The sequence below is a fragment of the Actinoallomurus oryzae genome, assembly GCF_039541955.1.
GTDB lineage: Bacteria > Actinomycetota > Actinomycetes > Streptosporangiales > Streptosporangiaceae > Actinoallomurus > Actinoallomurus oryzae.
In genome coordinates, this window is sequence record NZ_BAABHF010000006.1 from 82518 (window position 1) to 95860 (window position 13343).

The following is a 13343-nucleotide window of genomic DNA, read 5'->3' on the forward strand; positions in this document are numbered from 1 at the left end:
TTCACGGGGGACGAGAGCCTTGCGCTCGCGGGGCTCGTTCGTGCAAGCGGCTTGCGTTCATTGGCCGTATGCTTGCGGCGTGACACGTGCACCCGGGGAAACGAAGACGCGCCGGCTCGCCGAGGTGGCCAAGAAGGTCGGCGTCAGCGAGGCGACGGTCAGCCGCGTCCTCAACGGCAAACCCGGCGTCTCCGACGCGACGCGCGCGGCGGTGCTCACCGCCCTCGACGTCCTCGGGTACGAACGGCCGACCCAGCTCCGCGGCGAACGCGCCCGGCTCGTCGGCCTCGTCCTGCCCGAGCTCGGCAACCCGATCTTCCCGGCGCTGGCCGAGGTGATCGGGGGAGCGCTCGCCCAGCAGGGCTTCACCCCCGTCCTGTGCACCCGCACCGCCGGCGGGCTGTCCGAGGCCGACTACATCGAGATGCTGATCGACCAGCAGGTGTCGGGCGTGGTCTTCGCGGGCGGCCACTACGCCGAGGCGAACTCCCCGCACGAGCACTACCACCGGCTGTACGAACTGCGGCTGCCGGTCGTGCTCGTCAACGCCGCCGTCGAGGAGCTGACCTTCCCGCGCGTCTCGACCGACGACATGGTCGCGGTGGACCAGGCGTTCGGGCACCTGCTCTCGCTCGGCCACGAGCGCATCGGCCTGGTGCTCGGCCCGGAGGACCACATGCCGTCGAGGCGCAAGCTGGCCGCGTTCACCGCCGCGGCCGAGGCGGCCGGCCTCGACCTGCCCGACACGGCCGTGGAGCACGCGCTGTTCTCGCTGGAGGGCGGCCAGGCGGTCACCCGCCGCCTGATCGCGAACGGCTTCACCGCGATCATCTGCGCGAGCGACCCCCAGGCCCTGGGCGCCATCCGCGCCGTCCGCCGCGCCGGCCTGTCGGTGCCGGACGACGTGTCGGTGGTGGGGTTCGACGACTCGGCGTTCATCAACTGCACCCACCCGCCCCTGACCACGGTCCGCCAGCCGATCGAGTCCATGGGCCGCGCCGCGGTGCAGATGCTCGTGAACCAGATCGACCGCACCGCCTTCACGGCGGAGGAGCTCCTGTACGAGCCGGAACTCGTCGTCCGCGGCTCCACCGCCCCCGCCCGCGCCACCACCGCCTCCGCTCGGGCCACCACCGCCTGACCGGATCGCGGGCGAGGCCCACGCGGGCGAGGCCCACCCGCCCAGGGGGCCGATCCCACTTCTATTGTCCAGCCTGCGGCGTGGCCTAAGACAGCATTCGGGGCGGTTGTGGACAACCGGCAGACTGCCCGCCCCCGGCACTCCTCCACGGGCCCGGCGGCCGGCAGGAACCGGACAAGGGCCTCTGCCCCATCACTCGAAGCGCTCTGGCCGGATACGGCCTGCGGATCCTGTAACGATCAGACGATTCCACGTATCATCTCGACTTTTTGTTGTCACGATCCGGTCACACGGCGATCGCGCCATGGTCTCCGTCTCTAGTGATCGCGTGTCGGGGTGTGACGCGCGCCACTGCGATATGCGCTGGTGGCGGGACTTATCTCCTCATCGTCGAATGCTGCCGGGTAACCACGGCGAGCACGCTGTTAGTTTTTTGCAGTCATATGACTGAGACTTGCTCGCTACTGCTCATCTCTGTATCTTCCTGGCAACCGAGGCGCACGAAGCGCGATTCGTCGGTCTTCGGGGATGCCACTCCAGGAGGGAAGTCCATTGAAGAGAGCACGTCGTCTCGCGGTCGTGGTGGCCGGAGTGACCACGCTGGCCGGCGTCGCCGCGTGCGCCAGTAGCAGCAGCAACGACGACAAGGGCCGATCCGCCGCCAACGCCGGACCGCTCGACCCGAACACCAAGGTGTCGATCACCGTCGGCTGTCAGCCGCCGAAGAGCTCCAAGGCGCTGCGCCAGGAGTGGAACAACGACGTCGCCGCGTTCGAGAAGCTGCATCCGAACATCACGATCGTCAGCAAGGACGCGTTCCCCTGCGAGGATCCCAAGACGTTCACCGCCAAGCTGGCCGGCGGCCAGATGGAGAACGTCTACTACGTCTACCTCACCGACGCCAAGAACATCATCGAGAACGGCCAGGCGGCCGACATCACCAACTACGTCTCCGGCGTCAAGAACTACAAGTACCTGCAGCCGCAGCTGCTCAACGTCTTCAAGGGCGGCGGCCGGCTCTGGGGGCTGCCCAAGACGAACTACTCGATGGGCCTGCTCTACAACCGCAAGCTCTTCCAGCAGGCCGGGCTCAACCCCGACCAGCCGCCCACCACCTGGGACGAGGTACGCGCGGACGCCAAGAAGATCGCGGCCCTCGGCAACGGCATCGTCGGCTACGCCGACTACAGCGCCAACAACCAGGGCGGCTGGCACTTCACCGCGGAGATGTACTCCCAGGGCGGTGACATCGTGACGCCGGACGGCAAGAAGGCGGCGTTCAACAGCCCGCAGGGCCGCGCGGTGCTGCAGAACCTCCAGCAGATGCGCTGGACCGACAACAGCATGGGCAGCAAGCAGCTCCTGCAGATCTCCGACGTCCAGCCGATGATGGCCTCCGGCAAGCTCGGCATGTACCTGTCCGCGCCGGACAACATCCCCACCATCAAGGACCAGTTCCAGGGCAAGTTCGAGGACTACGGGCTGGCGCCGATGCCCGGGGCCCAGGGCACCCTGATCGGCGGCGACGGCTACATGTTCAACCGCAAGGACACCCCGGACCAGATCAAGGCCGGCATCCTCTGGCTGGAGTTCGAGAACCTCACGCCCGGCAAGGGCCAGTTCGACTGGGCCCAGAAGGCGATCGACAAACAGCCGGTCGGCCTGCCGCAGCCCAACATCTTCACCGGCCCACCCGCGGCCGAGGAGCTGCAGGTCCGCACCCAGAACGCCAACCTGCCGGTGCAGAACTACAAGGCCTTCGCCGACGGCGACCCGAAGGTGAAGTACCGCCTCGAACCACCGCAGGCCCAGCAGATCTACGCGGTGCTGGACGGCGTCGTCTCGTCGGTGCTGACGAACCGGAACGCCGATATCAACAGCCTGCTCTCCAAAGCGGAGACCAAGGTCAACGGCATCCTCGCCAACGCCGACTGACCCGGTCAGTCCTCCAGAGAGTCACCGCGGAGCCGCGGGGGACCGGTCACCGTGCGGACCGGCCCCCCGCACCCAGGCCCTGACCACGACGGACCGGCCCGTACGAGCGGGAGAAACGGAGACACATGGACATCTCGCTGTCGAGAGGCAGGCGGTGGGGCCCGAGAGCCCGCCGCGGACGTGGCGTACGGCGCAACCTGACCGCGTACGGGTTCCTGTGCGCCGCTCTCGTGTGCTTCGCGCTGTTCTCCTGGTATCCGATCGTGCGCGAGGTCATCCTCAGCTTCCAGAAGACCAACTTCATCGGCGAGACCAAGTGGGTCGGCCTGAAGAACTTCCATCGCGTCTTCCAGGACCCGTCGTTCAGCGCCGCGTGGAAGAACACCGCCGTCTTCACGCTGCTCGCGCTCCTGTGCGGGTACGTCGTGCCGTTCGTGACCGCCCTGCTGCTGAACGAGCTGCGGCACGCGCGCGGCTACCTGCGGTTCGTGGTGTACCTGCCGGTCATGCTGCCGCCGGCCGTGTCGGTGCTGCTGTTCAAGTGGTTCTACAACCCGGGGCCCGGCCTGTTCAACGAGATCCTGCGGTTCGCCCACCTGCCCACGCTCGCCTGGCTCGACTCGAGCAAGACCGCGCTGATCTCGCTGGTCATCGTCGCGACCTGGACGAACATGGGCAGCGGCACGCTGATCTACCTCGCCGCGCTGCAGACCGTGCCGGCCGAGCTGTACGAGGCGGCGGAACTCGACGGCGCCGGGCTGCTGCGCCGGATCCGGCACATCACGATCCCGCAGACCAAGCTGATCCTCCTGGTCATGCTGTTGCTGCAGATCATCGCGACGATGCAGGTGTTCATCGAACCGTTCCTGCTCACCGGCGGCGGCCCGGACAACGCGACCGTGAGCGTCGTCTACCTCATGTACCAGTACGCCTTCAACTTCAACAACTACGGCAGCGGCGGGGCACTCGGCCTCATGCTGATGCTCGTCCTCATCGTCTTCTCCGCCGTCTACCTCCGGCTCTCCCGCGATGACCGGGGCAGCCGGCCCGCCCGGGTCTGAGGTTGGGAGCCTCGATGTCGAACGTCCTGGACCGCCCGGTTCGTACGACGCACGCTCGCCCCGCCGTACGGCGGGCACGTCCGCCGCGGCGGAGGGAGGCGGGCCCGCGAACGCTCGTCTCGCCGCACAGCCTGCGGACACGCCGTGGGCGGGTGATCTACTGGACCGTGCTCACCCTCACCGTCGTCGTGTTCACGATGGTCTTCGTCTTCCCGCTGTACTGGATGGTCACCGGGGCGATGAAGTCCTCCGGCGAGCTCGTCCGGATGCCGCCGAGCGTCTTTCCCGAGCACCCGCACCCGGAGGTGTACAAGAAGGCCTGGCAACAGATGGACCTGGGCCGCTACCTGCTCAACACCTTCATCTACGCCCTGGGCGCCTGGCTGATCCAGATCGCCGTGGACGTGTGCGCGGCGTTCGCGCTGTCCAAGCTGCGGCCGATCTTCGGGAACGTCGTGCTCGGCGGAATGCTGCTGACGCTGATGATCCCGCCGACCGTGCTGCTGCTGCCCGCGTACCTGACCGTACGCGACCTGCCGATCCTGCACCTCAACCTGCTCAACACACCGTGGGCGATCTGGCTGCCGGCCGCCGCCAACGGGTTCAACATCTTCCTGCTCAAACGGTTCTTCGACTCCATCCCATCGGAGCTGCTCGAGGCCGCGGCGATCGACGGGGCCTCCGCTCCGCGCATGCTGTGGTCGATCATCCTGCCGGTCTCCCGGCCGATCCTCGGCGTCGTGTCGATCTTCGCCGTGGTCAACGTGTGGAAGGACTTCGTCTGGCCGCTGCTGGTGATGCCCGACACCAACCGGATGCCGGTCAGCGTCGCGATCTCCCAGCTCTCCCAGGAGATGCCGCAGAACGTCCTCATCGCCGCGCTGGTGATCGCGAGCATTCCCGCGGTCGTCGTCTTCTTCGTCTTCCAGCGCAACATCATGGCCGGCCTCACGGCCGGCGGCCTCAAGGGCTGATCCGCCCTGGCGGGCCGGTGTGCGTCCCTCGGCCGAACCACGGATCGAACCACGAACACGTTCGTCTCAAAGGAGTAGCGCAGCATGCAAGAAGCGTGGTGGCGGGGAGCCGCGATCTACCAGGTCTACCTGCGGAGCTTCGCCGACGGCAACGGCGACGGGCTCGGCGACCTCGCCGGGCTGCGCGGCCGCCTGGACTACCTGTCCAAGCTCGGCATCGACGCCATCTGGCTCAACCCGTGGTACCCCTCACCGATGTCCGACGGCGGGTACGACGTCGCGGACTACCGCAGCATCGAGCCCATCTTCGGCACGCTCGCCGAGGCCGAGAAACTGATCCAGGAGGCGCACGAGCGCGACATCAAGATCATTATCGACGTCGTGCCGAACCACTCCTCGGACCAGAGCGCGTGGTTCCAGGAGGCGCTCGCGGCCGGCCCCGGCTCACCGGCGCGGGAACGGTTCTGGTTCCGGCCCGGCCGAGCGGCGAGCCGACGAGCGAGTGGAGCGGCCGGTGAGGAACGAGCCGTCCGCGGAGCGAGTGAGGAGGTGAGCGCGACCGACAACGCGAAAGGCGGCCCGCCCAACGACTGGCAGTCCATCTTCGGCGGCCCCGCCTGGACGCAGGTGCCGGACGGCGAGTGGTACCTCCACCTGTTCGCCCCGGAACAGCCCGACTTCAACTGGAACAGCCCGGCCGTACGGGAGGAGTTCCTCGACGTGCTCCGGTTCTGGCTCGACCGGGGCGTGGACGGCGTGCGCATCGACTCCGCGGCCGTCCTCATCAAGGACCCCGACGCGGAGCCGGACGGCCTGGACCCCTACACCGACCGGGACGGCGTGCACGAGATCTACCGCGAGTGGCGGCGGGTATCCGACACCTACCCCGGCCGGTTCCTGATCGGCGAGGTCTGGCTGCCGGACCAGGAGCGGTTCGCCCGCTACCTGCGCCCGGACGAACTGCACACGGCCTTCAACTTCGACTTCCTGTCGTGCCCGTGGGACCCGGCCGCGCTGCGCCGGGTGATCGACGACACGCTCGCCACGCACATGCCGATCGGCGCGCCGCCCACCTGGGTGCTGTCCAACCACGACGTGACCCGGCCCGTCACCCGGTACGGCCGGCCGGACACCTCCTTCGACCACGGCGACCGCAAGCACGGCATGACCTCCGACCGAGAGCTCGGCGTGCGGCGGGCGCGCGCGGCGGCCCTGCTGGCCATGGCGCTGCCCGGCGGCGTCTACGTCTACCAGGGCGAGGAGCTGGGCCTGCCCGAGGTCGAGGACATCCCCGACGCGCTGTTGCAGGACCCCATCTGGGCCCGCTCGGGCCACACCGACCGCGGCCGCGACGGCTGCCGCGTGCCGCTGCCCTGGTCCGGCGACGCTCCGCCGTACGGCTACGGCGGCGAGCCCTGGCTGCCGCAGCCCGCGGACTGGGGACCGCTGACGGTCGAGGCGCAGGAGGCGGACCCCTCCTCGATGCTCAACCTCTACCGGACGGCGCTGCGGATCCGCCGCGAGAGCCTCGGCGACGGCACGCTGACGTGGCTTCCGCTGGGCGAGGAGGTGCTCGCCTTCACCCGTGACTCCGGCCTGACCTGCGTGGTCAACCTGGGCCGGGAGCCCGTACGCCTGCCGGAACACCAGCGGATCCGCCTCGCCAGCGGTGAGGTCGACGGCGACCTGCTCCCCGCGGACACCGCGGTCTGGCTGCTCTGACACCGCCCTCACGCGCCTGCCGGGACTGTCGCCCGGCAGGCGCGTTCACCACGACCGCAGGGTGCGGGGCAGGCCGAAGGACGGCAGCAGGCCGTTGTCGACGAACCGGGTCAGCCCGCGGATCCGGTCGCCCGACAGCGTGAGCACGAGCAGGCCGTGAGCGTGCGCGATCGGCGTCCCCGGATCGATCACGTAGCCGCCGAACGCGGGCTGGCCGTTGGCGTGCGTGGGGATCAGCCGGTACCGGCGGCCCTGGCGCATCGCCACCGTCGACAGGAAGTGTCGCATGGCCGCGAGACCCTCGTACTCCATCGGCAGTGGCGGCATGGTCAGCCGCACGTCGTCGGTGAGCAGGGCGAGGACCGCGTCGACGTCACCGCGTTCGAACGCGCGGGAGAAGTCGTCGATGATCCTCCGCTCGCGCGGGGAGTGCGGCAGCGGCGCGTCGTCGCGGCCCGGGCCGGGCAGGCGAGCGGCGAGCGTCGCGCGGGCCCGCTTCAGCGCGCTGTTGACCGAGTTCTCGCCGCTGTCGAGCATGCGGGCGACCTCGGCGGCGCGGAAGCCGAGCACGTCCCGCAGCACCAGGACCGCCCGCTGCCGGGGCGGCAACCGCTGGAGGGCGACGAGAAACGCCAGAGAGACCGACTCCTTGGTCTCATAGCGGGCCTCCGGCCCGAGCGAACCCTCCGGCAACTCGTCGAGCAGGACGTCGGGATAGGGCTCCAGCCAGCTCGGATCGCCGTGATGCGTGGGCTCGGGCAGCGGCACCTCCGGAACGTACGCCGGTCGCTCGCGGGGCCGGCGCGCACCGTCGCGCAGGGCGTTCAGACAGCGGTTCGTCGCGATGCGGTACAGCCAGGAGCGCAGCGACGAACGCCCCTCGAACCCGTCCAGCCCGCGCCAGGCCGCCAAGAGGGTCTCCTGGAGCACGTCCTCGGCGTCCTGCACCGAGCCGAGCATGCGATAGCAGTGCACCTGCAGCTCACGCCGGTACGGCTCGGTGAGCTCACCGAACGCCTCCCCGTCGCCCGCCCGCGCCCGCTCCAGCGTGCCCCGCATCCCGGCACCTCTCCCCGTCCAGTGGTCCATATCTGTACTGACACCGGCCGCGTACGAAAGTGGTCACCGCCCAGTCTCCCCGTCGCCCGGTGTCCCTACCACCGACGAACGGGAGGAAATCGTGAGTGGTGGAAATCGGGTCCGGGCGACGGCGGAACAGCGATGGGCGCTGGTCCTCGCGTCGGTCGGATCGTTCATGGTGGTGCTCGACGCGCTGATCGTGGCCACGGCGCTGACCGCGATCCAGCGCGATCTGCACGCGTCGATCGAAGACCTCGAGTGGACGGTCAACGCCTACACCCTGAGTTTCGCGGTGCTGCTGATGACCGGCGCGTCGCTGGGGGACCGGTTCGGGCGCAGGCGGTTGTACATCGTGGGACTGGCGCTGTTCGCCGCGGCGTCGGCCGCGTGCGCACTGGCGGACGGCGCCGGCGCCCTGATCGCGGCGCGCGTCGTACAAGGCGTCGGCGCGGCGACCGTCATGCCGCTCGCGCTGAGCCTGCTGAACGCGGCGTTCCCGCTGGAACGGCGCGGCTGGGCGCTCGGCGTCTACGGCAGCGTCACCGGTCTGGCCGCGCTGCTCGGACCGGTGCTGGGCGGCGTGATCACCCAGGGCCTCGCGTGGCAGTGGATCTTCTGGCTGAACGTGCCGATCGGCCTGGCCGCGATCCCGTTCGTGCGGGTCCGCGTCAAGGAGGGCTTCGGCCAGGGCGTCGCGATCGACCTGCCCGGCCTCGTCCTGTTCACGCTGGCCGCGCTCGGGCTGGTGTGGGGCCTGGTCCGGGCGAACTCCGCCGGATGGGGCAGCGCCACGGTGATCGCACCGCTCGCCGGGGGCGCGGTGCTGACCATGGCGTTCGTCGGGTGGCAGTCACGCGCCCGCGCGCCGATGCTGCCGCTGCGACTGTTCCGGTCGCGCGCGTTCTCCACGGGCAACGCGCTGATCTTCCTGCTCAACGGGTCGATGATGGGCGCGATCTTCTTCATGACCCAGTACCAGCAGGTCGCCCTTGGCCAGGGCCCACTGAGCACCGGCCTGCGCATGCTGCCGTGGGGCGTCGCGCCGTTCCTGATCGCCCCGGTCGCCGGCACCCTCACCGACCGGCTGGGCGCGCGCCCGCTGGTCGTCACCGGCCTCACCCTGCAGGCCGCCGGGATGGCGTGGACCGCGCTGATCGCCAGCCCCCACCTGTCGTACGGGGCGCTGGTCACGCCGATGAGCGTCGCGGGCATCGGGTTCGCGCTGGGAATCCCGGCCGTCACCAAGGCGGCGGTCAGCACCAGCGCACCGGCCGACATCGGCAGGGCCTCCGGGGCGTACAGCACGATGCGCCAGCTCGGCGGCGCGTTCGGCGTCGCGATCCCGGCGGCCGTGTTCGCCGCGACCGGCGGGTACGCCACCGCCTCCGCGTTCAGCCACGGCTTCGCGTGGGCGATCGCCGTGGCCGCCGCCCTGGCATTCGCCGGCATGCTCGCGGGCCTGCTGCTGCCGACGCCGGCCCGGCCCGCACCGCCACGCCCCGCACCGACACGGACCGCACAGCGGATCTGAACCGGTCACCTCGGCCCCGGCGCGGGAGGCAGGCGGTGGAAGGAGCCCCTCCCGCCCGGGGGGCTTCAGCCCACTTCCATTCGGCTCGCGCGGCATCGTCTGTTCGCCGCGGACAGCCGCGCAGGTCAGATACCGTGATCATTATCAGCGCCTCGTTCCTCGACGCGGATCAGGTATTTCAACGAATGGAGCGTCGGCGGATGCTCGACCTGACGCATCGGCTCACCGGCTCCGTCGCGCTCGCCGCGGGTGGGACGGTGGCCGTGGCCTGCGTAGTGGTCGCGGGGTGCTCGCGGTCGCTGGTCTACGGCTGTACGGACGTCGCCCTGTCCGTGCAGGACACGCGCGTCGGGCGGATCACCGACGACCTGCTGCTGACCGCCAGGCTCACGGCGCACGGCAAGCCCGTCGCGGGCCAGCAGATCAACTTCTGGCTCTACGACAAAGGTCCGGGGCAGCCGGCCGGGGCCGGCGTCTACGTCGGTACCCAACCCACGCGGACGGACGGGGTGGCCCGGCTGACCCTGGTCGGCGGCCCGGCCGGCCAGCTGCTCGCGGGCACCACCCCCACCGGGTTCGGCGCCGAGAAGCCCCAGCGCAAGGACTACTGCGGCGCGAGCGCCAAAGCCCGGCTCCTGTGCGGCCCCACGTCCTCAACCGCCTGCCCCGCGGTCCGCATGCTCGTCTCCTGAGGCCCGCCGGCCGTACGGCGGTGCGGGTCAGGCGTCCGGGACGGACAGGTGGCGGGGGTTGGCGACGGTGAGCTTGTCGGTCACCGTCGCACGGACCACGGCGACCACCTCGTCCATCCGGTCGTCGAGGTCGTCGGACCGGATCGCGCGGGCCAACTCCGCGTCGTCGCGGCAGCCGAGTGCCGCCAGGCGGCGGTCGTGCTCGGCGCGATGGGCGTCGCCGAGCAGGAGTTCCCGCTGGGCGATGCCCAGCGCCGACCTGGCCACCAGGGCGTGGAAGCGCAGGCGCTCGTCGCCGTCGGCGATCACCTCGTCGGTGAGGAACGCCCGTACCGCCTCGATCAGGTCCAGCGCGCCGGGCCGGTCGTGCGGTGGCGCGCCGGGGCCGGGCGGGCGGCCGGTGAGCGGGTCGGGGACCTCGCTCGGCTCGGTCAGGCCGAGGGCGAGCAGCAGGTCGTGCTCCTGCTCGCAGACCCGGCGCCCCAGGGCGGCCAGCTCGACCGAGCGCTCGGCGCCGGACAGGTAGCGCTCCGCCTGGACCCGGCACAGCACCGCCCAGCGCAGCGTGCCGTACGTCTCCCACCAGCGCAGTGCCTCCGCCGAGGGAACGGTGCCGCCGCCCTCGGCGTACCCGGCCAGAAGCTCGGCGCGGGACCCGAACCCGCCCGCCGGCAGCGGCGAGCCGAACCGCCACGCCTTCACGCACAGCCAGCCGAGGTCCTCCACCGGGTCGCCGCGGTGCGTCAGCTCCCAGTCCAGGACGCCGCGGACGCCCTCGGGCGTGACCATGAGGTTGCCGGTGCGGAAGTCGCCGTGCACCACGGTGTCGCCGCCGGGCGGCGGGCGGTCGCGGCCGAGCCGGCGCAACGCGAGTTCGATCGCCGGGCGCGGCTCGCCGAAGGCCTCGTACATCTCGACGAGCTGTTCCAGCGGGTCGCCGCCGGGCAGGTCGGCGATCTCGCCGGGCGGGAGCGCGTGGACGCGGGCGAGGATCCGGCCGAGCTCGCGCGCCAGGCCGGGCCGTACGGCGGCGAACCGCTCGTCGCGCAGGAGGCGGCGCGGGATCGTCTCGCCGTCGAGGCGTTCCATGATGAGGTACGGCGAGCCGACCGTGCCCGCGCCGTCGCCGTGGTCGACCAGCCTCGCCACCGGGACGCCGCCGCGCGCCGCGACGAGCAGCGCGGCGGCCTCGCGCGCCATCTCCCGCGGCTGCGGGGAGGCCGGCGGGTCGCGGCGCAGCACCAGCGGGTCGCCGTCCGCCTCGAACGCCCACGTCTCCCGGCTGGCCCCGCCCGACAGCCGCCGCGGCTCGGTCACGGTCACCGGCCGGCCGCGGACCTGCGTGAGGCGGGCGGCGAGTCGCCCGGCAAGGCCCTCGGTCACGGGCCCTCCTTCGTCGGAGCGGCGACCAGGCGCGCGTGTTTCATTGGTTCGTTCGCTCCGCTCGCTCACCGCTGGGCCTCTCGCGCCGCGCGGCGGGCGGCGGCGTGGGCGCGGAGCGCGTCGGTGGCGCGTGAGTCGGCGTACTCCTCGATCCGGGTGATGCGCCCGCCGTCGACCGTGACGAACAGGCAGGCGGGCACCTCGACCGCCGTGCCGTCGGGGAGCCGGCCGCGCAGCACGTGCCGCTGCACGTAGCCGTACGCGGCCGGGTCGCGCCGGATCTCCTCGTAGCGGAAGTCGTGCAGGTTGCGGGCCAGCCAGCGCAGGGTGCGCAGGTTGTCCTCGACGGTCTGCTCGGTCCCGTCGCCGTTGTGCCAGATCCGCGCGTCCGGGGCGTACAGCCGGCGCAGTGCCTCGGTGTCGCCGGTCGTGATCGCGGTGACGAATCCGGTCGCGATCTCCTCGTGGTCCGGGTGCACGGCGGCTCCTTCAGGTGAGGCGGTCCAGTCCCAGCGCGCGGACGGTGAGCGCGTCGAGGGTGTCCAGGAGGCGTTCGGTGTCGTCGCCCTCGCCCTGGACGAGCCGCAGGTAGAGGGAGTGGTCGACCATCGCGGCGAGCGCGCGTGCGGCCAGGTCGGCGTCCAGTCCGGGATCGACGAGTCCCTCGCTCTGCCAGCGGCGGATCGCGCGGGCCGAGCGGCCGGTCGCGAGGGCGCGGTGCCGCCGCCGCATCTCGCGGAACTCCTCGTTGAACGTGGCGACCTGCTCGATGATCGCCATCATCCGGGCGTTGCGCAGGTAGGCCGTGGAGTAGGAGCGGTTGGCGCGGCGTACGCGGTCGCCCGGGGCGGCGTCCGGGCCGAGCGGCAGCCGGTCGCGCCCGGTCATGTCGGCGAAGATCCGGTCGGCGATCTCCCGGAGGACGGCCTCCTTGGAGTCGAAGTAGGTGTAGAAGGTGCCGTACGCGGCGCCGGCGCGTTCGGTGATGTGGCGGACCCGCGTGTCGAGGAAGCCCCTGTCCTCGAAGACCTCGCGGGCGGCCTGGATCAGGCGCTCCCGCGTGCGCACGCCGCGCTCGGTCAGCGCCGTCGTGCCCTCGTCCGCCATCGTCTCCGCCCTTTCGCCCCGGCATCCCGCCCGGCCGCAGGGCCCCAGGCATGAAGGTCTTGACAGTCCATCCGCAGCGGACAAATGATGCGGAGAAGTTGACCTGACTGTCAAGTCAACTGCTGGGCGCCCCTGAGGAGTGAGTGAGCATGGCCGGGAAGAACCCCGAGTTCGAGCTGGGCGGGATCAACCACCTCGCCCTGGTCTGCTCGGACATGCGGCAGACCATCGACTTCTACTCCGGCGTCCTCGGCATGCCGCTGATCAAGACGATCGAGCTGCCGGGCGGCATGGGCCAGCACTTCTTCTTCGACTGCGGGGGCGGTGACTGCGTGGCGTTCTTCTGGTTCCCGGACGCTCCCGACGGCGTACCGGGGATCTCCGCGCCGCCCGGCCGTCCCGAACAGGGCGACCTGCTGAGCGCGGTCGGCTCGATGAACCACGTCGCCTTCACCGTGCCGCCCGAGCGCTTCGAGGAGTACCGCCGCCGGCTCAAGGCCAAGGGCGTGACGGTCAGCCCGATCCTCAACCACGACGACAGCCCGTCCGGGATCGCCCGCGAGATGTACGACGGCGTGTTCGTCCGCTCCTTCTACTTCCAGGACCCCGACGGCATCCTCCTGGAGTTCGCCTGCTGGACCCGGGAGTTCACCGACGCCGACGTCTCTCACACGCCGAGGACGGCGGCGGACCGCCGTACCCCCACGCACGCCTGAC

The 13343-nt window shown here is 70.9% G+C and carries 12 protein-coding genes; 8 read left to right on the top strand and 4 right to left on the bottom strand.

What is annotated here, in order from left to right; all coding sequences use genetic code 11:
- The first annotated feature begins 79 nt into the window (after positions 1 to 79).
- The 5 genes from ABEA10_RS00885 to ABEA10_RS00905 all read left to right on the top strand — a co-directional run bounded on the left by ABEA10_RS00885 (position 80) and on the right by ABEA10_RS00905 (position 6833).
- Complete coding sequence (locus tag ABEA10_RS00885) at positions 80 to 1141, top strand: LacI family DNA-binding transcriptional regulator (protein ID WP_345455953.1); 1062 nt, start codon at positions 80 to 82, stop codon at positions 1139 to 1141.
- A 552-nt stretch (positions 1142 to 1693) separates the two neighbouring features.
- The gene (locus ABEA10_RS00890) at positions 1694 to 3076 is read left to right on the top strand and encodes an ABC transporter substrate-binding protein (RefSeq protein WP_345455956.1); all 1383 of its coding nucleotides are present in this window, start codon (positions 1694 to 1696) and stop codon (positions 3074 to 3076) included.
- A gap of 125 nt (positions 3077 to 3201) precedes the next feature.
- The gene (locus ABEA10_RS00895; RefSeq protein ID WP_329240102.1) at positions 3202 to 4137 is read left to right on the top strand and encodes a carbohydrate ABC transporter permease; all 936 of its coding nucleotides are present in this window, start codon (positions 3202 to 3204) and stop codon (positions 4135 to 4137) included.
- A 14-nt stretch (positions 4138 to 4151) separates the two neighbouring features.
- Positions 4152 to 5111 (top strand): carbohydrate ABC transporter permease, encoded by a 960-nt coding sequence (locus ABEA10_RS00900; RefSeq protein ID WP_345455962.1) that lies wholly within the window; start codon positions 4152 to 4154, stop codon positions 5109 to 5111.
- A gap of 84 nt (positions 5112 to 5195) precedes the next feature.
- Positions 5196 to 6833, top strand: a complete 1638-nt coding sequence (locus tag ABEA10_RS00905; protein WP_345455965.1) for a glycoside hydrolase family 13 protein — start codon at positions 5196 to 5198, stop codon at positions 6831 to 6833.
- Between the two features lie 45 nt (positions 6834 to 6878).
- Here ABEA10_RS00905 and ABEA10_RS00910 read toward each other — a convergent pair whose 3' ends face one another.
- A complete protein-coding gene (locus ABEA10_RS00910; protein ID WP_345455968.1) occupies positions 6879 to 7892 on the bottom strand; it encodes a sigma-70 family RNA polymerase sigma factor in 1014 nt (337 codons plus the stop codon).
- 121 nt (positions 7893 to 8013) lie between these two features.
- On the opposite strand from ABEA10_RS00910, the gene ABEA10_RS00915 reads away from it, so the two are divergent.
- Both ABEA10_RS00915 and ABEA10_RS00920 read left to right on the top strand, forming a co-directional pair.
- Positions 8014 to 9444, top strand: coding sequence for a DHA2 family efflux MFS transporter permease subunit (locus tag ABEA10_RS00915; RefSeq protein ID WP_345455971.1), 1431 nt, complete (start codon positions 8014 to 8016; stop codon positions 9442 to 9444).
- A 200-nt stretch (positions 9445 to 9644) separates the two neighbouring features.
- Entirely contained in the window at positions 9645 to 10136 is a 492-nt protein-coding gene (locus ABEA10_RS00920) for a hypothetical protein (protein WP_345455974.1), read from the top strand.
- 27 nt (positions 10137 to 10163) lie between these two features.
- On the opposite strand, the gene ABEA10_RS00925 is transcribed toward ABEA10_RS00920, so the two are convergent.
- From ABEA10_RS00925 to ABEA10_RS00935, 3 genes are all read right to left on the bottom strand, one after another.
- A complete protein-coding gene (locus tag ABEA10_RS00925) occupies positions 10164 to 11519 on the bottom strand; it encodes a phosphotransferase family protein (RefSeq protein WP_345455977.1) in 1356 nt (451 codons plus the stop codon).
- Positions 11520 to 11584: 65 nt separating this feature from the next.
- Complete coding sequence (locus tag ABEA10_RS00930; RefSeq protein ID WP_345455980.1) at positions 11585 to 11998, bottom strand: nuclear transport factor 2 family protein; 414 nt, start codon at positions 11996 to 11998, stop codon at positions 11585 to 11587.
- A 10-nt stretch (positions 11999 to 12008) separates the two neighbouring features.
- Positions 12009 to 12626 carry a TetR/AcrR family transcriptional regulator gene (locus ABEA10_RS00935; protein WP_345455983.1) on the bottom strand — a complete coding sequence of 206 codons (618 nt, stop codon included), beginning with the start codon at positions 12624 to 12626 and terminating at the stop codon, positions 12009 to 12011.
- A 149-nt stretch (positions 12627 to 12775) separates the two neighbouring features.
- Between ABEA10_RS00935 and ABEA10_RS00940 the strand changes: the two genes are divergently transcribed.
- Positions 12776 to 13342: a VOC family protein gene (locus ABEA10_RS00940; RefSeq protein WP_345455986.1), complete on the top strand. Its 567-nt coding sequence runs from the start codon at positions 12776 to 12778 to the stop codon at positions 13340 to 13342.
- The last annotated feature ends 1 nt before the right edge of the window (position 13343 follow it).